Here is a 20,565-nt window from a genome sequence, read left to right as displayed (position 1 = left end):
GTAAGCTTTAACGGATTCCCCCCATCCTCTCTGCTACATAAAGCGTTTGCACGCCTTCCTTATTTCTCGATAAATAAAGAATGTAATTTCCATCGGCTGAATGATCTGGGCTTCGGTGTCTTTGATCAGTATGTCCAGTTATTTGCTCTACATTGCTTCCATTTAGATCGGCACGATAAATCGCTTCACTTCCATTTAGATAGTAGGAAAAGAGTACAGATGAATCATCAGATGAAAGTGAAAAGTGGTCTCCAATCCCCGTATGGAATTTGTACGGATCATTGTTACCAAACAATTCATAAGCTACTGTCACAAGCAATAGACCAAACAGCACTGCACTTATTACTAAATACGTTTTATTTCGCTTCACTAAATCCCCCTCACTCTCTCCCATTATATTCCATATATATATTTTTTAAAATCCACCTTCTGTATTTGGATCATTATTTGTAAAAGTTAGTTGAATTCCCGTTTCAAAATCGATGATTAGAAAACAACTACTGTTCCAGCCACACAAACAAGCCCAATACGATTCATGTTCTCGAATTGGGCATAGAGTATTTCCTATTATTCAAATGACGGCTTCGTCAAAGGACAATTTCCGGCTTGTTGGCTTAACTCAGGTGCATAAAAGCTTAGTTTTCGAATGAAATAACAGCTCTCAGGGAAATGATGTTCAAGAAAACGCAAAGTCGTTCTATTGAATATTTCAGTCTCCATATACATTTTTACAACATTAACAATGAAGTTATACATATTAATCGTTGTCTGTCCTACTTCTCTAGAAAAACGATGCTGCCTTGAAATTCCTGGTGGAGAAAAGCGCAGATGTCCTTTCATTTGCTCATTTTGAACAATAAAAGCTTGAAATTGCTGAATATACAAATCGTCTGTGCAATGGTTTGCAATTCAACAGGGTCTAAAATATTACGAAGAAGAACAGCAAACCTAATTGATCTTCCAACCATAAATCTAGCAAATCTACTAGAGGCAAAGGAGAATAATTCTCACCATTCATATAATAGGTAAGAATTCTGAGATATTCCTCGTTTTCACTTAATGTTCCATTCAAATACGATGGGGTTAAGTTTAGATTAATTTGATTCTGAACTCGTAAACTTTGCATTTTTCCTTCAAATTGATAATAACCTTCAGCTACTTGATATACTTCCTTTGCAAATTCCATCATACGTGAGGACGTAACGGCTTCTTGCTTGTTGAAATGAATCAATTTCTGTCGTAAATGACCAAATGCATCAATATACTGTTGGGCCATTTCATTCGAATCATCATCTCATTCTAGTAGGATGTATATACTTGTTGAAATACTACCTGTTAAGATTTTAGTACATCATGGTCAACATAACGTTCTCCATTTAACTCACTTACAACATTAATCGCAACTTTAGCACCATCCCCTGCAGTGATAATTGTATGGACACTTACTCCAGCGATTGTGCCACAAGCCCAAATCCCTTCAATATTCGTTTTTCCTTTGGCATCAACATCGAAAATCGTTTTAATTCGAGGTTCTGTACCGTCCTTCGTCTTAATCCCTACTCCTTCAGCTAGGTTAGCAGCTACACCCGTTGCGACAATTACATGCTTTGCTTCGTAGGTAGTGTCTTCTGTTTCCACATGAATACTAGAATCTGTTTTGTTTAAATTAATCACATTCGTTGCCATTACCTCTGCTCCAAACTTTTCAGCTTGTTTTTTTCCGATCTCTATTAATTCAGGTCCCGTAATTTCCATAATACCGTAATGATTTTCAATCCATGCTCTTTTTGTCATACTTTTATCATAATCTAATAGCACCGTCTTCTTCCCCGCTTTCGCGGCAATTAAAGCAGCACTTGCTCCGGCTGGTCCAGCACCAATAATTGCGATATCATACATTATTAAACTCTCCTTTACTATCGTTAGTTAATTACTAAATTTTCAAAAATTATCATAAATGAAAACGATTATGAAATCAATTTATACGCTTGTCCCTAGTTCATCTTACTAAAAACAAAAACAAGGTAGAAATTCTCTTTTCCACCTTGCCTCTCAGTATTATAGCCACCTTTTCGGGTAATGACGATTATGAAACAAATTATTATAAGCAACAGAACTAAGTACAACCAAACAAGCGCTTAACGCTATTGTTAAAAATATTCCCCAGCCTACTCCTGAATTAAGCGCTACAATTGCACTTGCAGCAGCGGGCGGATGCATTGTATTTGATAACAGCATCAGTAAGATAACGACGGCAATCGTTACCCCGATTGTGAGATGAGTCCTACCAAAGATATCCCAAATTAATAAAGCTGCAAAAGTCGAAATAACGTGACCGCCAATAACTTGACGCGGTTGAGAAAATGGACTTGAATGAGCAACAAATACGAGTAGACAACTTGCTCCGACTGGCCCTAATGCCATTGGATATCCTAGCGTGACGGCTAGTAAACTAATGATGGTCATTGCAATTAAACTTCCACCTGCAGATATAAGAGATTCGCTCATATGCAGAGCCGTATTCTCTTTCGCCTCACCTTTCATTTTGCTGATATATGTAGAGAATCGGAAGCTTGAGTTTACATCCGCGGTTTTCCTAAGTTCTTTTTCAGGCATAGAAAACCTCCCCCTCTCAATAAATATAAAACACTAACCTTTGTTAGATTTGTTCACACAAAATTCATTATATACCGAATTTTTAATTAGGTAAATAAGATACATGTTTTATTTCAAAAAGAAAAAGACCGTCTCAAAAGGCCAAAACCAACCTTTTGAAACAGCCCCTACTCAGCTACCGTTTGACCAATTACACGCTTCTGAATGATTTTCAATCGTACAAAGAACCCTATCGCAGCACAAGTTAGCCCCAATATGATCCCAATCCAAAATCCAAATGCATTAAAAGGAGTGAACACAGCAAGCAAATAACCTGATGGAATGCCGATAATCCAATAAGAAATAAATGCCGTAATGAACGGTACTTTGACATCTTTATATCCTCTTAACACACCTTGAAGACCAGCTTGAGCAGCATCAGAGATTTGATACACTATGGCGAAAATAAAAAATTGACCAGCTAAAGCAATAACTTCTGGATCCACAGTATAGAGCGAAGCAATTTCTTCTCTAAATAAATATAAGAAGATTGCCCCTACTGATAAAATTCCTATTCCACCCCATACACCAAGCCGACCATATTGCTTAGCTGTTTGAAATTTCCCCCCACCAACTGAGTAACCAACTACGATCGTTAACGCCATCGAAATACTTAACGGAATCATGAAAATAAGTGAAGTGAAATTCAATGCTACTTGATGCGCAGCGATCGTAACGGTTGTGAACATCATACCAATCAGCAATGTAACTACAGCGAAAATACTTGACTCAAAGAAGATCGATAAACCAATTGGTACACCAATCGATAATTGTTCTTTCATTGCCTTCCAAGAAGGATAGGCCCACTGAACAAATAATCGATACTTTCTTACTGCCTCTACTTTAAATGTCATCCATACACTAAAAAAGAAAATAATCCAATACGTAATCGCTGTAGCATACCCTGCCCCGATTCCACCTAAAGCTGGTAAACCAAGCTTACCGAAAATAAACCCATAATTTAAAACGACATTAAAGGGAACAGCCAAAACTGTAATAATCATTGTGATCCGTGTAAATCCTTGTGCATCGAAGAAATAACGAAGGACACTAGATGCGAACAATGGGATGATCCCAATAGCTAGTCCAACTAAATAGTGAAAAGCAATATGATTAACAGCTGGTTCCAAATTCATCAATGTTAAAATAGGATTAAGCAGAAATCCCCGAACACTACAACTGTTAGTGCTAGCAATATAGATAAATACAAGCCCTGTACAACTGAACCGGCAATTTTTTCACGTTTTCCACTTCCAATTAAATGGGCAACAATAGGTGTAACCGCAAGTAAGATCCCATTGATTCCTGAGAAAATCGGCATCCATAAACTCGCTCCAATTGCAACACCAGCTAAATCATCTGTGCCCACCCGACCAGACATCATTGTATCTACAAGATTCATTGCAAATAAGCTAACTTGAGTCACCATAATCGGCCATAAAATAGCTAAAAAAAGTTTCAATTTTTCTTTCCATGTTTCTGCATGATGCATCATTCTTTCCCCCATGCTTATTTTTGAACAATAGGATTTTCGCCTCAGCAAAAGCAAACTAAGACCCTATCACAAAAGTACTTCTATTCATTCAACCATTGTAAAATGTTTTAAAACAAATATCACTATACTATACACCTCCATAATTAAAACGTCCAATAAAAAAGGACGAGATGATCGAATGCAAGATCGTGTTACGACCTTTCTTCGATCATCTCGTGCAAACACCGTAGTCTTTGTACAATTGAAATCCAATTGTACAATCCTTTGATCTACTCTTAATGTACTCTGTTTTCTTTTTTTTCTAGCACTTTGAAATCAACTTCTTTTAACTCTGAATGTAGCCTTGAAATTGCTTGTTTCAGTTGCTTTGTTGTCTCATATGAAACAGCTTTTAATTGGGTTACTTGTGTATATAAATCTACATGTAGCTTTTCTTGTTCACGATGTTGCAAAGATAAAGCTATCACTTTAGTAATCAACTGATCCAGTTCGACTTGCATTTGCTTTTGCTCTTCTTCATTTTCTTTAACCGTTTTCAACAGATCTTCGTGGTCAATCGACTGTACTCCGACCAGTTGAGCTAATTGTTCTAGCTGCTCTTTATAATTTTCTTGATCTTTCTCTACCTGTTTAACATGAAAATCAGTGTTGATTATTTGACTTTGTTGACGTTTCACCTCATCATCCAAATACTGTTTTGCAATTTCTAACTGTCTTACCTGCTTTGTCAAACAATCTTTTTTGTCATGTAATTGTACTAGCTCTTCCTCTAACTCCTTTTCCTGCTTTTCTATAACATCCACTCGTTCCTTTAACTCTTTCTGCAACTCACTCTTTAATGTAACAAAATTCTTAAGCTCATCGTGCATCTGTTGGACCTTACTTAAACAGAGCTCTTGAGCTTCTAATCTCCTATTAGTAGAAGTATAAAGCCGATCATGCGTTTTGAGTGAGTCGTTTATTTCATTCATTTGATTTCCAATCCGTTCCATTCTTGTATTTTTATAAAATACTGTTTGATTCACATCATTATTTTGTGCTTTCACAAATACTTTTGGAATACCAGGAAATAATTTGTTACTCTTCATATTCCCACTCCTTCCTCTACATATTTTATATTTGTTATCGTTAGTTTATGAGGAATGAACCCATTAGGTGAAAGAACCCTTTATCTAGAGTGATGTTGGTATTTTTTAACGCTATCTTTTTCGGCGGTTGATATGGTAGTCTATATACACAGTGGTCAAGCGCCACCTGATTCAATCATCTATCCAGTGTCGGCGCACTGGATTTTTTACATAATTCTCATGAAAGAAGCTAGACATAACAGTTTTATTAAAAAATACGAATGTTGATAACATTAGCGAAGGATAATTTCGGAGCTGATGCTATGCTATTACGTTCGGATTTCATTAATAAAAACTCTTTTATCCTGGCTTCTTTTGCTTTTTTATTTAAAAAAGTGAGCCAAATTATGCCTCTAAATTGGCCAATTGAATAAATTTTGGTAATTTTTAATATAAGAATTTTTTTATTAGTTTGATTTTTTGCTCATTAACCATTATTATACATGTAAGGGCTTACAATTAGAGATGATTAAAAAAGGAGGAAGTCTATGAAGACAACAAAAAACAGATGGCTCATTGCATTGTCTGCAATTGCTATTCACCTTTCCATTGGTGGAGCGTACGCATACAGTGTTTATACGTATCCGGTCAGTAATCAAATGGGATGGTCTGCTACTGAGGTAACAATTGCCTTTACAATTATGATGGCACTTGCTGGTTCATCTGCTGCTTTATTTGGAAAATTTGTAGAACGTAATGGACCAAGGAAATCAGCGATCGTTGCTGCAGTCTTATTTGGAATTGGGCAAGCAGGTTCAGGTGTTGCGATCGCAATCGGATCACTTCCGTTGTTTCTACTTACATACGGCGTTGCTAGCGGGCTTGGACTTGGAATCGGCTATATTTCACCAGTGTCTACATTAGTTAAATGGTTTCCTGACCGAAGAGGATTGGCAACAGGAATGGCCGTGCTAGGCTTTGGTGCAGGTTCATTAATTACCGCACCAGTTGCAGCAAATCTAATGGTAGCAATAGGCATTTCAAATACGTTTTATTTACTAGGTAGCAGTTACTTTATCCTAATGATTCTTGGTGCCTCTTATATTGCTCCTCCTCAAGAAGGTTGGATGCCTGCTTCAATGAAAAAAGATATTGCATCAGGAAAGAAAATAATAAAAAAAGATTTACAACAACTATCTGCTAAAGAAGCTGTTCGAACAAGACGCTTCTGGATGCTTTGGACGATGATGCTCATTAATACAACTGCTGGTATTATGATGATTTCCGTTGCTTCGCCAATGGCTCAAGAAGTAGTTGGATTATCTGCAGCTGCTGCAGCAACATTAGTAGGTATTATGGGGATCTTTAACGGTGGGGGTCGACTTGGCTGGGCCGCTGCATCTGATTATTTAGGGCGTTCAAACGTATTTATCATTTTCTTTTCCATCCAAGTAGTTGCCTTCTTAACACTTCCTTTTATTACAAGCATTATTCTCTTCCAAATTATGATCTTGCTTGTGGTAAGTTGTTATGGCGGAGGATTCTCGAATTTACCTGCTTTTGTTGGAGATCTATTTGGGACAAAACAACTTGGCGCGATACATGGTTACTTACTAACTACTTGGTCGCTTGGCGGTGTGTTTGGACCAATGATTGTTTCACAAATTAGAGAACGAACAGACAGTTACATTCCTGTATTCTACGTTTTCACTGCGTTAATTCTATTAGGTTTCATTGTTTCAATCTTAATGAAGTTAGATATTAAAAGAAGCGAAAAAGAATTACAAGCGAAGCAAAATCAACACGCAATTTCTTAATTTTTTTATCATGAAAACTAGAAACTAACCGGTCGGTCTGAAGACAACTAAGTGTAACTTGCTTAGTTGTCTTTGTTATTGGATATTTTCACCAATTGATTGCGTATCACATTAGCAGTTAACTGATAAATGATTTTCTCCAATTGTTCTTTAACGTCTTCCTTTGGTTTTTGCTTCAAATACGTCTGTTCAAGTTCACCGAAAATTTGCAGCTTCGCATCGATTATTCTCAATATTTGACTTTTCGTGAATGCACCATGTTTGATGCTTAAAAGAAATTCTCTATCTGAATGACTATACGTTATCGCATTTTTAAAATTTGTAAATCGATTGTTTGCAAATCGTTCAATAAAATCGAGTATACGGTAGGTATGCATAGCAGACTTCGTATCATAACCAAAAAGATGGACAAATTCCTTTGTAGCATTATTTCCCTCTTCAATGTACTTCGCCTTACTTACATACATCCCTTTACAAGCTTTATAAAGGTAGGGAAGGTTCATCGCAGCAATCTGATCTCTCATCTTAAATAGCTGATCCATTGCTTCACGTATTAATTTGTTATCACTCTGAATCACATCAATCGAAAAGAGCACTTCCATAAAGTTCACATTCGATTTCCATAATAAGCCAATAAGCTTACGAATATCGTGATATTCTTCATCTATACTACTGCCGACATTACTTTTCGTAAAAATATAATTATGATATAAATCATCAAAAGTAGGAAGAACAAAAACCTTATAATCTTGATCTGACTCTGGTGTGGCAAGATTATAATTGGCCGATCCTACTAACGCTTTAAAAGCAACCATACGCTTCAAAATCATCGCTCCTTCATTCATTCCAAACTACCATTCAACTAGTTCCATTTAACACTTATACATCTGCAACAAACACAAACCAATGAATTCGTCTAATACTCTCCTTACCTATTCAACATATTATGATCTTGAAATAGACCTTTTAACAAGGAGGATATATAAATGAAAGTAAAAGTGATAAAGCCACTCCTAGCGGATTCGGCTTGTCTTCTTATTAATAAAGCTAGAGAATTTCCTGAAGAGATTTCAATAAAGAAAAGACAATTGTCAGTTGATGCGAAAAATCTACTCGATTTGCTTTCCATCTCTCTTGAAATAGGAGATATTATCGAAATACAGATTATAGGAAGCAGGAAAGACGAAATCACAAACGCCTTGCTAGCTACTGGTGTATTCGAACGTCTGAATTAATAACAAGCAGTGGCTCAAAAGGTTTAAGGAGCCACTTCCTGCTCTCCTTAACATTCGTCAAGCACCTAATCATACAGCTAAAAATCATGCAAAGTGACAATGACGATACGATATAGAAAATAAGAACCTATATAGGCTCCTGTAACTAAAAAAAGCTGATTAAGAAGAATCCCATGAATACTTGTCATAAAAACCTCTTGCAAACTCAAAACTTCATAAATGGTTGTTGTGATAATATAACCAAAAATGATAGTAGAGAAGTATGCTAATACATTAAATAGAGTCCTAGCTCGAATCCATTTCCGTTCAATTACCCACATCATAAGAGGAATGACCACAATCAATATAGCAAAAATACTTTTCATTTAATCACCTACTGTTTGCTCTTTTTTCTATTATGGACACCTTCTCTCTCTTCAAGACTATACACAAGAAAAAAAAGCGAACACAGCACTATCTGCATTCGCTTTTCACTAATTTTCTATTTCTAATTTATATTTTCTACCGTCTAAGTTCTTTACTTTCAACTCGATCTCCACAGCGTGGGGGTTCATTTGAAACTCGTTAAGAAGTTGATCTGCTATTTTCTCTAAATCCTTATTGGATTCGATCTCAATCGTAGCAAAAAGCTCTTCAAGAAACTCCTCTGCCCTTTGATCTTTTAATTTCATTTTTTCATTTTTTAATTCTATCTCTACCTCGGACTTGATATTATTCTTTTTTCTCTCTTGTTTAATTTCAATTTTCGTTTGATCACTTTCTAATTTAACTTCTAATTTTTCTAATTCTTTTAGAAAAGATTTAGGCTCTGAAATATGTTCTCTGTCTTGCTCGTCTGAAAGTTGAGTCGTTTCTTCTTCTTCTTCTAAAGGTCCAGTAAGAATTACAGGTGATTCATTGACTTGCTGTACTTCAACCACTTCTGCAAGATCCTTATCATTATCATTGCTCAACTCTAATTCTACTGAACTACTTGTATCTGCAAATGTAATCAGTCCCATTGAAATAATTAAAGTAAACACTCCGCCAATCACCATGTAGCCAAATTTTCGCATAATTCCTCCCCTAACTAAACATACCTAAAGATTATAAAGAAAAATGGCAAAAGAACAATATGCAAGAAGACACAAGTAAATCTACCTATGAATTCTAACGTTAAACACTCCCCACTCTAATAGAGTGGGGAGTGTTTAAAAAAGAGCAGTCGGTCACCAACTAAATATATATAAACTCTCGGGGGAGAGAATGCCTATTACATATCGTTCTCTTCTGTATCTTCCATTTCTGTTTCCATTTCTGCATCAAATTCTTCTGATTCTTCTGTGTCAAACTCTGTATCTAAATCATTTTCTGTTTCATCAAACTCTGTATCTACGTCCGTTTCAAATTCTTCAATACCATTTGTTTCGTCGAAACCATCCGTTTCAGTACCCATATCCATCTCTTGTTCAAATTCTTGTTCTTCACCCATTGTTGGATCGTCTAATTCACCATCTCCACATGCTGCTAGAATTCCCACAGAAAGAATTGCAGTTGCTACTGTTAAATAAGTTTTTTTCAAAGTAAAAACCTCCTAAAAAGTTTTTGTTCTTGTTTACAATTGTCATCGTAACGTGTTTGCTTTTTCATGTATAGACTTTCCACTGCTTTACCATTTTAACAGGAGGTTTTTACAACGTTTGCAACAGCTCTTGGTGATTTCATGCATACTCTTTGATCTTTCAACTTGATTTTTTCATACTTTAACCGAGCAAAAAGGCTTTTACATAATGGTAAAAACCTTTCTTTTATTTATTTAGTTTTAATCTACTCTCATCAAGACACGTAGGAATTGCTTGTTTAATAAATGCGGAATCCGATCTTCCCTAATTGCTTTGCTTCTGCCAACCTCTTAAAGGCTTGGTCGAACTGCTCAAGAGGAAACATCTCATCTATGACTGGTTTAATCTGATACGTTTGAATAAATTCAAGCATTTCTCTAAATTCTTCAGTACTCCCCATTGTTGTACCGAGCAAATTATACTGTCCATAGAAAAACTGTCTAATATTAATTTCTACGTCATCACCGGCAGAAGCTCCAAAAGTCACAATCGTACCACCTGGTCGAACTCGCTCTAAGGATTTATTAAAGGTCGCAGCCCCAACACATTCAATAACAAGATCCATTTTCTCACCATTAAGCTCTTTTTCCCAATCACTATTAGTATCAATAGCCTGATCTGCACCTAGTTTAATAGCATTTTCACACTTTTTTCTTGAACGCGATGTTACATACACTGTTGCCTCTACTGCTTTTGCGAATTGTAATAAAAACGTTGCTACTCCACTTCCTATTCCAGGTATTAATACTTTCATGCCCGGTTGTATCTTTGCTCTTGTAAACAAAGCACGATAAGCAGTTAAAGCAGCTAGTGATAAGACCCTGCCTCATCCCAAGTTAAGAAAGAAGGTTTTGGAAGGAGGTTTTCGGCTGATACAATGATCTCTTCTGCAAAAGTTCCATTATCAGGATATCCAACAATCTCAAATCCACTAGGTGGAGCATCACTATTTTCTTTCCAACCAAGTCCAGGATTTATGATGACTTCATCACCAATGTTAACGTCGATTACTTCTTCGCCAACTTCTATAACAATCCCAGCACCATCAGAGCCGATCACAAGGGCAGGCTCATTTGGTTGATGACGATTCAAAACAAATAGATCACGGTGATTTAAGCCAGCGGTTTTTACCTTTACTTTTACTTCACCTTTTTTTGGTGCATCTAGCGTAATCTCCCGATATTTGAGTCCGTCAAACCCTATTTTCCCTTTATGCACAACAGCCTTCACCCTAACCACTCCAATCTGTTTGCTTCTTCCCACTTAATTTACTATTGTCATTTCACGTTAATCTTTCATAGGTTATTAGGGTAATCATCCAACCCAAAACGAAGAGGAGGTTTCCTAATGAACCAATATTATTATAACCAATTTTATCCACAACAAAATCCTTCTTACAAACAATATCAAAATGCTTTCCCAAATGAACAACTTATACGCCAGCATGATAGCAGGCAAACTTTAGAACAAAGAGTCAATCAGCTTGAACAACAAAATCAACAACAAGTTCAAGAATTAACACGCCTTAATGAAGAGATCGTACGTCTAAATGGTGAACTAAATCGAGTAAACGATGAAATTATTCGATTAAATCGTAATGATGAGCTTCATACTGGCCGACTAAATCGAGTTAATCAACGTCTTCGAACAGTTGAAAGAAACTTAAATATCCCTTACACAGCTGGAGATGATGGTTTTTAAACAAATAAAGGGCTATTTGCGCGGCACCGCATCCAACTCACGAAAACAAGGATTGAGCTTGAAGCCAATCCTTGTTTTCCAGAATGTTTTCATTAAAAAGTGTGAGCTAAATCTTTCGCACGGGCAATAGCGTTTTCTTTAATCTCTCCGGCTTTCTCAGGCATTGCATTGTGTCCTTCTACAAATAAGCCTTCAAAGGAAGGAACACCAAAAAACTGCATAATAATATCAAGATAACGGTGACCCATTTCCATTTGAGCTGCCGGTCCTTCAGAATAGATTCCACCTCTTGCTTGAATGTGCAGCGCTTTTTTATCCGTTAATAAACCAATTGGACCTTGTGCTGTATATTTAAATGTTTTTCCAGCAACTGCGACCGCATCAATGTAAGCCTTCATAATAGGTGGAAATGAAAAGTTCCATAATGGTGTTACAAAAATATATTTATCAGCACTTATAAACTGCTCACATAATTCGGATAATCGCCCTACTTTTGCTTTTTCATCAGTTGATAGTGCTTCAAACGCTTGACCAGATTGAAGTTTGCCCCAACCATTAAAAACATCAACATCAATATAAGGGATTTCCTCTTTGTAAAGGTCAATCGTTATGATTTCATGATCTGAATTGACTTGCTTATAAGTGTCAATAAAAGCTTTTGCAACTGCCATACTATAAGATGCTGTTTCATCATGTGGATGTGCTGTAATATATAGGACTTTTGTCATTAACTTACCCTCTCTTCTATGGATATACACCTTAGGTTCTGCGAAAAAAAGGGTTCTATTCGTTTAGCAAAAAGAAAAGGCTGTCCTATTAAAGACACCTCTTCCAAATGTGTACTATTCATTTTCTGAAATAAAAAACGGGTTCCCACTAATGTTCGTTCTAGCTTCTTCAGTCAATTTAAATGTTTCCTTCTCTGCTTCGATACGATCATCATTTTGACCACTACCATCATAATGATTAGGTTTCCCTTCCATTTCAACACCTCCACTATTACTATTTACCACTATTTTACTAATTATTAAGTACTAGTTGTAGTAATTTTTTGAAATTCAGAGATTTTTATCTTACAATTCTATTCCGTTATCTCTAGACTTGCGCTTCAATTGCAGTAGCAACATCGTAAAGTGAAAGATCAATCTCCAATTCCTGATCTAATGCCAATTTTGCTAACTCTTTCCCTAAATAAGGGCCGACTGTCAAACCGGAAGAACCTAGTCCATTGGCTACTAAAAGCCTTTTAATGTTTGGCACTGGACCAATGATCGGAAGAAATTCCGGTGCTACTGGACGAAAGCCAACTTTTGTATCAACTAATGTACTATCGGCCAATCCTGGTGCGACCTTTAATGCCTTATCAAAGATCTCGTGTAAGCCACCGAGTGTGGTACGCAGATCATAACCTTTTTCATCCTCATGTGTGGCACCTGCGACAATACGTCCCCTTCAAATGCAAGTAAATATTGGTTTGATGGAGGCATGAGAACTGGCCAAGCACTCGTATCTAGACCAGGTACTTCAAGGTGAACAATTTGTGCTTTTTGTGGCTCAATTTTAAAATGAATACCTAATGGTTCTAGTAGTTGTTTTGACCAAGCTCCTGCTGTCACAATCACTTGATCAGCCGTTATTTTCTCTGTACTAACACAAACCCCTGTCACTGCTTCTTCTGTAAACATCAGCTCCGCATCCCCTGTCAGATACGTTGCCCCATTTCTGATCGCTGCGCGAATTAAAGCGTCGCAAAGTTCCTTTCCATTTACTCTCGCTGCACCACTAACATGTACCGCTCCGTATTCTTCAGAAAGCGGTGGGAAGAACGCTCTTGTTTCTTTTGGAGATAATCGCGTAATTTCTCCAATCTCCGGTGCTTCTTCTTTTCGTTTTCGAACTCTCTCTTCCAATTTATCGAGCTTTCCCTCATCAGTATGAAGGCTAAGTGCTCCCACTTTCGCATAGCCCGTCTTTGTTTCCCCTTCAGCTTCTAATTGTTTGATAAGCGTTGGATAATATTTTGCTCCTCCTTTAGCTAATTGGTACCATGCTTTATTTCTTCTTTGTGAAAGCCAAGGGCAAACAATTCCCGCCGCAGCATTCGTTGCTTTTCCAGGCTCATTTCTGTCAACTAATGTTACTTTAGCCCCTTCCTTTGCTAGTTGATAGGCTGTCGTGGCTCCTAAAATCCCCGCTCCAACAATAATGTATGTATTCATCAAAAAACACCTTCAATTCTTATACTTTTCCACCTTCATTTTACCCATTGAGGTTACCCGAACTCAAGAAATAGAAAGAAATACTCTTAAAAAGCAGCTTTAGGGGTGTTTCAAGAGATTATAAACAAATCTTTTGAAACACCCCCGCTACTTATTCCAATTTCACACCAATCCTATAAAGAACTTTTACTCTTTTCTAACTGACGAAGTTCAACTCTTCGTATTTTTCCTGAAGTCGTTTTTGGTAACTCTTCAATAAATTCAATTGCCCTTGGATATTTATAAGGGGCTGTCAATTGTTTCACATGCTCCTGTAATTCCTTTACTAATGCCTCATTTGATGAGCTAGAATCCTTTAAGATCACATATGCTTTGACAATAGACCCTCTTATCTCATCAGGAGAAGCAACAACTGCACATTCTTTGACAGAAGGATGTTTCACAAGCGCGTCTTCTACTTCAAAAGGGCCAATTGTATAACCAGAACTAATAATAATATCATCAGAACGGCCCTCAAACCAAAAATAACCTTCATCATCCATAGAAGCTTGATCTCCTGTTAAATACCAATCTCCACGAAACGCTTGTGATGTTCGTTCCGGATCATTTAAATATCCTTTAAACAGAGCTGGTGTACTCCGATGAACTGCGATGTCTCCTACTACTCCCGGAAGTACTTCATTGCCCTCTTCATCAATAATTGAGACTTGATTACCTGGTGTCGGTTTCCCCATTGATCCAATTCTTTCTTTCATCCCCATCAATGTTCCAATTAATAAAGTATTTTCTGTCTGACCATATCCATCACGTACTTGCACATTAAAATGCTTTCTGAATGTGTCTATCACCTCTTGATTTAACGGTTCTCCCGCGCTAACAGTACTGCGGAGATAAGGCAAATTGTAAGAACTAAGATTATCTAATTTTGCCATTAATCGATATTCGGTTGGAGTGCAGCAAAGCACATTGACACTATATTTTTCTAATAATGATAAATATTTTTCCGGATCAAATTTACCATCATAAACAAAGCCAGTTGCTCCCGACCCTAATGTTGCAAGGAAAGGTGTCCAGTTCCATTTAGCCCATCCAGGGGCAGCCGTTGCCCATACAAGATCAGTCTCTTTTACATCAAGCCAATGCTTGGCAGCTACAGCTTGATGAGCATATGCCCAACTATGTGCATGCACGACTCCTTTTGGATTCCCTGTTGTACCAGAAGTATAATTTAAAAAAGCAAGATCATCACATTTTGTTTTTACAATTTCAAAATCACCACTTATTCCATCTATTAAACGGTGATAATTAAGCCAACCATCAACCTCATTTCCTACTGTTATAAAACAAGTCAAACTGCTTGCTTGCGCGCGAATTGAATCAAATCGCTCTGTCAATTCAGCAAAACAAATCGTCGCTTTTGCCTGTGAATGTTCAGCACGATACAATATATCTTTTTCTCTAAGCATTTCAGAGCCCGGTGAAATAATGAGACCTAGTTTAAGGGCCCCAAGATAGATTGCATACGTTTCTGGGATCCTTGGCAACGTAATCATCACCTTATCTCCCTTTTTTAAACCAAGATTCACCAGAGCATGAGCAAATTGATTAGACTCTTTTCGCAGCTGCCGATATGTGACCTGTCGTTTTTCTCCTATTTCATTCTCCCAAATTAAAGCTAACTTGTTAGGATCATCAGCATACTTGTCAATATCTTGAGCAATATTATAATATTCGGGTGCTATTAAATGTTTTTGATTCATTTTCTTCTCCCCTTCTTCCTTTATAGGTGAGCGCTTACAAATTTACGATGTTCTCTATACATTCGCTAAAATTGATTTGCATCCTTCTACTTTTATTCTTCAAATAGAATTAATTGATTAAACTTTTATAAAATTCTCATAAATCACTCATTCCTTTTAAAATAAGTAAAAAGCTTATAACTTTCCACTGCTTAACATGGAATAATCCATTGCCTCTCCCCTTAGATTAACTAGTAAAACTATTATTCTCATAAATTAATAATTGTCAATTTTCAGCCATCATGATAATATGACAAAAAATAAAAACAATTCTAATATTTATGTGAAAAGGGCTAAATTTTTCTTTTTCATTTAAATGTCTGACTTCTTCATCCTCTCGATCACAACTTTAGACTCAGGCATTTAATAAGACAATAAAGCTAATTGACATTAATTCGTTTTCAACTAAATTGGATGCGATTTAATATAACCAAAACTATATAAGGGGGCAACACAATGAAAAAGAGATGGTTTAAAAGTATGGGTGCGTTAGTAGCTGGAATGGTACTACTAACAGCATGTGGAGCAGAAGAGTCGGGTTCTGAAGCAGACGATCAAACAAATGAGACAACAGAAGAAGCACCGGCAACCGAGGGAACGGAAGAAATCTTAATTGGAGCTAGCCAAATTGTTGAACATCCATCCCTAGATGCCGCTTTTGAAGGCTTTAAATCTGCGTTAGCAGACAATGGATTTGTTGAAGGTGAGAATACTACATATGATTTTCAATCTGCTCAAGGGGACCAAAACAACGCGAATACAATTGCTACTAACTTCGTCGGTAACCAAGTAGACCTTATCTTTGCTAATTCAACACCTAGCTCATTAGCAGCTTTAAATGCTACTAATGATATTCCAATTGTATTCACTTCCGTTACAGATGCTGTTGGAGCTGGACTTGTGTCATCCCTAGATGAACCAGGGGAAAACATTACTGGTGTACTTGACTTACATCCAGAGTCCATTGAAATGACGATTGAGTTTATTTCTGCCAATTTCCCTGAGGCAACAATCGGGACCATTTACAACGCTGGTGAACAAAATTCAGTTGCACAGATTGAAGCAGTTGAAGCTGCGATTGAGGGTACAGATTTAACGTTAGTAACTCGTACCGTATCGACTTCGGCTGAAGTGCAACAAGCTGCCACAACTCTTGTAGGCGATATTGATTTATTTTACATTGTTACAGACAACACAGTTGTTTCAGCTCTTGAAACAGTAGCTGCTGTTGGAAGCGATTATCAAATTCCATTAATCGTCGGTGAGCCTGATTCGTTAGATCGCGGCGGTTTTGCAACATACGGAATTGACTATTATACAATCGGTTACCGTGCCGGAGAAATGGCAGCTGAAATTTTAAAAGGAGAAAAAACAACTTCAGACATTCCTGTTGAGATTCCACCGAGCATGACTTTGATGATTAACAAAGAAAATGCAGAAGCTCAAGGTGTAACATGGAACGAGGAATGGGATAGTATTGCTGAATTTGTAAATCAAGACTAAACAGAGATAGGATGACTCAAATGGTCAAAGACCTCCCTATGAGTCATCCTCTTATACTTTAGAAAAGGTGCTGATGGTTTGTGCTGATTTCAATTTTTGGTTCAATTGAATCTGGAATTATTTATGCCCTTATGGCATTAGGTGTTTACTTATCATTTCGTATATTAGACTTCCCTGATTTAACAGTTGACGGGAGCTTTGTAACTGGAGCTGCCGTTGCTGCAATTAGTATTATCAATGGTTTTTCTCCTTTAGTTGCTACTTTATTTGCGGTCATAGCTGGTTTTTTAGCTGGATGTGTAACTGGTATTTTACATACAAAGGGGAAAATCAACCCATTACTAGCAGGGATATTAATGATGATCGCCCTTTATTCGATTAACCTGCGGATTATGGGTAGACCCAATTTACCATTATTAAATGAAGAAACCCTTTTCACAAAATTAACAGCGACTTGGCAAAGTCTTGGAATTGATTCGCTTTTTAACCCAATCTTAACAATATTTGGTGCGAGCCAGTTACCAAGAACATGGGCCATTGTTTGTGTAATGTTGATCGTGACATTACTCATCAAGTTTTTGACTGATTATTTTTTGAAAACAGAAATTGGGCTAGCTATACGTGCAACGGGCGATAACAAACGTATGATTCGTAGCTTTGCAGCCAATACAGATTGGCTCATCATTTTAGGTCTTGGTATTTCCAATGGACTAGTAGCTTTATCAGGTGCTCTTATCGCTCAATATGGCGGGTTTGCTGATGTCGGTATGGGTATTGGAATGATAATTATTGGTTTAGCTTCTGTAATTATTGGAGAAGCACTCTTTGGTACGAAAACAATTGCACGGACTACCTTAGCTGTTATTGGCGGAGCAATTATTTATCGAATCGTTGTTACCCTAGCATTACGTGCAGATTTCCTTGAAACAGGAGATATGAAATTAATTACAGCAGTCATTGTAATCGCTGCATTAGTCACGCCAAAATTACTTGACGCACAACGTGAAAAGAAACGCCGTTTACGCAAGCGTCAAGAATTATCTGAGAAACTAAAGCTCGATCATCAACAAAAAGGAGGGAAATCAAGTGCTACATCTTAACAATATTAGCATTACATTTAACGAAGGCACTCCTGATGAAAAGAAAGCCCTTCAACAAATTAACCTTTCCCTTGAACCTGGTGATTTTCTCACTGTGATCGGCAGTAACGGGGCTGGAAAGTCAACTATGATGAACGCAATTTCAGGTTCTCTTCTGACGGATGTCGGGGATGTAATCATTGATGGAAAGAATGTAACCCATCTTCCTGAATACAAACGCGCCTCTTTAATTGGACGTGTCTTCCAAGATCCAATGGCAGGCACTGCACCAAGCATGACGATCGAGGAAAACCTTGCAATGGCCTATTCCAGAAACAAAAAGAGGTCGCTCCGTATTGGAGTAAACAAACAAAGACGAGAAATGTTTAGAGAATACCTCGAAACGCTCAATCTCGGACTAGAGAATCGCTTTACAGCCAAAGTTGGACTACTTTCAGGTGGAGAGCGGCAAGCATTATCCTTATTAATGGCCACTTTTACAGAGCCTAAAATTTTATTGCTAGATGAACATACAGCCGCACTTGATCCATCCCGTGCTGAATTAATCACTGAGTTAACTGGTGAGATTGTTAATAAATTCAAACTCACTTCCTTAATGGTTACGCACAATATGCAACAAGCTTTAGATTTAGGGAATCGCTTAATCATGATGGATAACGGTCAAATTATTTTAGAAGTAAAAGGAAAAGAAAAACAAAAATTGACCATCGATAAACTTTTACAAGAATTCAAACGAATTCGCGGAAAACAAATGGATAGTGATCGAGCGATGCTATCCTAACATCAATATTGGCCCTTGTCGAAATACAGGGCCTTTTTCACTGAGGTTATTTCAATCATTTCGATGGTTGAAATGACTTTTTTTATCCAGTAATAGTTAGAGCTCTTCCCTCAAATGGTCGGGCCGTTAACCAGGCAAAAGCTTAGGCCAGCAGCCCAAAGCAAAATTTCACAAAGCAGCCTTATAAAAAGACAGAGCTCGAATCCGCCAAAAGAAAATTTATTATTCTGAAAAATAGAAAATTCATTGTATTAAGTTTTATTTTGTGTAGAATAGCAGTATACATTTGTATTTTTACAGTGAACATACAACAACAAAGGGAGAATCGACATGAATTTAATTGTAAAGTTAATTATTGGAATTGTGGCAGGAATTGTATTAGGGCTATTCGCTCCTGATTTCTTCATACGTGTACTGATCACAATGAAAGTTTTATTCGGTAGTTTTATTGGATTTATTATTCCTTTTATTATTTTATTCTTTATTGCAAGCGGGGTTGCAGGACTAGGAAAATCCTCTGGCAAGCTTGTTGGAATGACCGTAGGAACAGCTTATCTATCAACGATTGTGGCAGGACTACTTGCATTTTTATTTGCTACGGCCATTATCCCAAACGTAGCAACAGAAGCAACGAATGTTGCTGAAGGAACTGCATTAGAACCTTTCTTAACAATCGAAATTGCTCCGTTAATGGGTGTAGTGACGGCTCTCTTAACGGCATTTGTATTCGGAATCGGAGTGGCTAAAACAAACGCAGAGTGGCTAAAGAAATTCTTTGATGAAGGAAAAGCAATTATCGAATTAGTCATTTCCAAAATCATCATTCCTTTGTTGCCGATTTACATCGCTGGAATTTTTGCCGAAATGGCTTCTGAAGGAACTGTCTTTGAAACACTTAAAGTATTCGGGATTGTCTTATTGCTGGCAATTGTGATGCATTGGATCTGGCTTCTAATTCAGTATTCAGTTGCTGGAACTGTCGCTCGGAAGAATCCTTTTTCATTACTTAAAAATATGATGCCTGCCTATTTTACAGCTGTTGGTACAATGAGCAGTGCAGCAACGATACCTGTCACATTACGATCTGTTAAACGAAATGGTGTAAAAGATAATCTCGCAAACTTTGGGGTACCGCTTTGTGCTACGATTCATTTATCAGGTAGTGTAATTACGATTATTACATGCACTATCGCTGTAATGGTACTCTCCCCTGAAATGGTTCAGCCAACCTTTATTGAGATTATTCCAGTTATATTAATGCTTGGATTAATCATGGTCGCAGCACCTGGAGTTCCAGGTGGAGCTATTATGGCCGCATTAGGAGTTTTGACTTCTATGCTTGGCTTTAATGAGGCTGCAATCGGCCTAATGATCGCTTTATATATGGCACAAGACAGCTTTGGTACAGCAACCAATGTAACTGGTGATGGGGCCGTAAATATCCTCATTGATCGCTGGTCAAAACAATAAAACAAAAAAGGAATTCGTTCCTTTGACTTCATTAGAAACTGGGCGTTTCAAAAGGACAAGAAAGACCTTTTGAAACGCCTCTTTTGTCAGCTTTTGTTAACTTCTCCACTAAATAAATACAT

20 protein-coding genes and 3 pseudogenes are annotated in these 20,565 nt (G+C 37.2%); 7 read left to right on the top strand and 16 right to left on the bottom strand.

Going from position 1 to position 20,565, the window contains the following annotated elements:
• Positions 1-7: 7 nt before the first annotated feature.
• From BkAM31D_RS06355 to BkAM31D_RS06325, 7 genes and pseudogenes are all read right to left on the bottom strand, one after another.
• Positions 8-370 (bottom strand): TolB family protein, encoded by a 363-nt coding sequence (locus BkAM31D_RS06355; RefSeq protein WP_157108277.1) that lies wholly within the window; start codon positions 368-370, stop codon positions 8-10.
• A gap of 197 nt (positions 371-567) precedes the next feature.
• Entirely contained in the window at positions 568-885 is a 318-nt protein-coding gene (locus tag BkAM31D_RS06350; RefSeq protein WP_066154343.1) for a DUF2935 domain-containing protein, read from the bottom strand.
• Between the two features lie 34 nt (positions 886-919).
• Positions 920-1,276, bottom strand: coding sequence for a DUF2935 domain-containing protein (locus BkAM31D_RS06345; RefSeq protein ID WP_066154340.1), 357 nt, complete (start codon positions 1,274-1,276; stop codon positions 920-922).
• 59 nt (positions 1,277-1,335) lie between these two features.
• The gene (locus BkAM31D_RS06340) at positions 1,336-1,899 is read right to left on the bottom strand and encodes an FAD-dependent oxidoreductase (protein ID WP_066154337.1); all 564 of its coding nucleotides are present in this window, start codon (positions 1,897-1,899) and stop codon (positions 1,336-1,338) included.
• A gap of 159 nt (positions 1,900-2,058) precedes the next feature.
• The gene (locus tag BkAM31D_RS06335) at positions 2,059-2,616 is read right to left on the bottom strand and encodes an HPP family protein (protein WP_066154334.1); all 558 of its coding nucleotides are present in this window, start codon (positions 2,614-2,616) and stop codon (positions 2,059-2,061) included.
• A 167-nt stretch (positions 2,617-2,783) separates the two neighbouring features.
• Positions 2,784-4,036 (bottom strand): annotated as a pseudogene (locus BkAM31D_RS06330) (MATE family efflux transporter).
• 389 nt (positions 4,037-4,425) lie between these two features.
• Positions 4,426-5,238 carry a coiled-coil domain-containing protein gene (locus tag BkAM31D_RS06325; RefSeq protein ID WP_066154329.1) on the bottom strand — a complete coding sequence of 271 codons (813 nt, stop codon included), beginning with the start codon at positions 5,236-5,238 and terminating at the stop codon, positions 4,426-4,428.
• Positions 5,239-5,765: 527 nt separating this feature from the next.
• On the opposite strand from BkAM31D_RS06325, the gene BkAM31D_RS06320 reads away from it, so the two are divergent.
• Complete coding sequence (locus BkAM31D_RS06320) at positions 5,766-7,034, top strand: L-lactate MFS transporter (RefSeq protein WP_066154326.1); 1,269 nt, start codon at positions 5,766-5,768, stop codon at positions 7,032-7,034.
• 62 nt (positions 7,035-7,096) lie between these two features.
• Here BkAM31D_RS06320 and BkAM31D_RS06315 read toward each other — a convergent pair whose 3' ends face one another.
• Positions 7,097-7,849 carry a DNA polymerase beta superfamily protein gene (locus tag BkAM31D_RS06315; RefSeq protein WP_257391665.1) on the bottom strand — a complete coding sequence of 251 codons (753 nt, stop codon included), beginning with the start codon at positions 7,847-7,849 and terminating at the stop codon, positions 7,097-7,099.
• A 171-nt stretch (positions 7,850-8,020) separates the two neighbouring features.
• On the opposite strand from BkAM31D_RS06315, the gene BkAM31D_RS06310 reads away from it, so the two are divergent.
• The gene (locus BkAM31D_RS06310) at positions 8,021-8,269 is read left to right on the top strand and encodes an HPr family phosphocarrier protein (RefSeq protein ID WP_066154319.1); all 249 of its coding nucleotides are present in this window, start codon (positions 8,021-8,023) and stop codon (positions 8,267-8,269) included.
• 77 nt (positions 8,270-8,346) lie between these two features.
• Here the strand turns inward: BkAM31D_RS06310 and BkAM31D_RS06305 are convergent, their stop codons facing one another.
• From BkAM31D_RS06305 to BkAM31D_RS06290, 4 genes and pseudogenes are all read right to left on the bottom strand, one after another.
• The gene (locus BkAM31D_RS06305; protein ID WP_066154318.1) at positions 8,347-8,634 is read right to left on the bottom strand and encodes a transposase; all 288 of its coding nucleotides are present in this window, start codon (positions 8,632-8,634) and stop codon (positions 8,347-8,349) included.
• 108 nt (positions 8,635-8,742) lie between these two features.
• On the bottom strand, positions 8,743-9,324 hold the full coding sequence (locus BkAM31D_RS06300) for a YusW family protein (protein ID WP_066154316.1): 582 nt from the start codon (positions 9,322-9,324) through the stop codon (positions 8,743-8,745).
• Positions 9,325-9,521: 197 nt separating this feature from the next.
• A complete protein-coding gene (locus tag BkAM31D_RS06295) occupies positions 9,522-9,830 on the bottom strand; it encodes a hypothetical protein (RefSeq protein WP_066154313.1) in 309 nt (102 codons plus the stop codon).
• A 278-nt stretch (positions 9,831-10,108) separates the two neighbouring features.
• Positions 10,109-11,100: pseudogene (locus tag BkAM31D_RS06290) on the bottom strand (zinc-binding dehydrogenase).
• Positions 11,101-11,217: 117 nt separating this feature from the next.
• Between BkAM31D_RS06290 and BkAM31D_RS06285 the strand changes: the two are divergent.
• Entirely contained in the window at positions 11,218-11,571 is a 354-nt protein-coding gene (locus BkAM31D_RS06285; RefSeq protein WP_066154307.1) for a hypothetical protein, read from the top strand.
• Positions 11,572-11,663: 92 nt separating this feature from the next.
• Here BkAM31D_RS06285 and BkAM31D_RS06280 read toward each other — a convergent pair whose 3' ends face one another.
• The 4 genes and pseudogenes from BkAM31D_RS06280 to mbcS form a co-directional block, all read right to left on the bottom strand.
• Positions 11,664-12,299 carry an FMN-dependent NADH-azoreductase gene (locus BkAM31D_RS06280; protein ID WP_066154304.1) on the bottom strand — a complete coding sequence of 212 codons (636 nt, stop codon included), beginning with the start codon at positions 12,297-12,299 and terminating at the stop codon, positions 11,664-11,666.
• Positions 12,300-12,413: 114 nt separating this feature from the next.
• Positions 12,414-12,554: a hypothetical protein gene (locus BkAM31D_RS23895; protein WP_169801106.1), complete on the bottom strand. Its 141-nt coding sequence runs from the start codon at positions 12,552-12,554 to the stop codon at positions 12,414-12,416.
• Positions 12,555-12,666: 112 nt separating this feature from the next.
• Positions 12,667-13,790 (bottom strand): annotated as a pseudogene (locus tag BkAM31D_RS06275) (NAD(P)/FAD-dependent oxidoreductase).
• A 173-nt stretch (positions 13,791-13,963) separates the two neighbouring features.
• Positions 13,964-15,550 carry an acyl-CoA synthetase MbcS gene (mbcS, locus tag BkAM31D_RS06270; protein WP_066154298.1) on the bottom strand — a complete coding sequence of 529 codons (1,587 nt, stop codon included), beginning with the start codon at positions 15,548-15,550 and terminating at the stop codon, positions 13,964-13,966.
• A 495-nt stretch (positions 15,551-16,045) separates the two neighbouring features.
• Here mbcS and BkAM31D_RS06265 point away from each other — a divergent pair, with 495 nt between their 5' ends.
• From BkAM31D_RS06265 to BkAM31D_RS06250, 4 genes are all read left to right on the top strand, one after another.
• Positions 16,046-17,092, top strand: a complete 1,047-nt coding sequence (locus tag BkAM31D_RS06265) for an ABC transporter substrate-binding protein (RefSeq protein ID WP_066154296.1) — start codon at positions 16,046-16,048, stop codon at positions 17,090-17,092.
• Positions 17,093-17,172: 80 nt separating this feature from the next.
• Positions 17,173-18,192, top strand: a complete 1,020-nt coding sequence (locus tag BkAM31D_RS06260) for an ABC transporter permease (protein WP_066154294.1) — start codon at positions 17,173-17,175, stop codon at positions 18,190-18,192.
• The gene (locus tag BkAM31D_RS06255) at positions 18,179-18,973 is read left to right on the top strand and encodes an ABC transporter ATP-binding protein (RefSeq protein WP_066154291.1); all 795 of its coding nucleotides are present in this window, start codon (positions 18,179-18,181) and stop codon (positions 18,971-18,973) included. Before BkAM31D_RS06260 ends, BkAM31D_RS06255 begins: the two co-directional genes overlap by 14 nt.
• A gap of 330 nt (positions 18,974-19,303) precedes the next feature.
• Positions 19,304-20,443: a dicarboxylate/amino acid:cation symporter gene (locus BkAM31D_RS06250; RefSeq protein WP_066154288.1), complete on the top strand. Its 1,140-nt coding sequence runs from the start codon at positions 19,304-19,306 to the stop codon at positions 20,441-20,443.
• Positions 20,444-20,565 lie beyond the last annotated feature (122 nt).

The sequence above is a fragment of the Halalkalibacter krulwichiae genome, assembly GCF_002109385.1.
Taxonomy (GTDB): domain Bacteria; phylum Bacillota; class Bacilli; order Bacillales; family Bacillaceae_D; genus Halalkalibacter; species Halalkalibacter krulwichiae.
The sequence above is the reverse complement of the archived record's forward strand: the minus strand, read 5'-3'. Positions and strand labels throughout refer to the sequence as shown.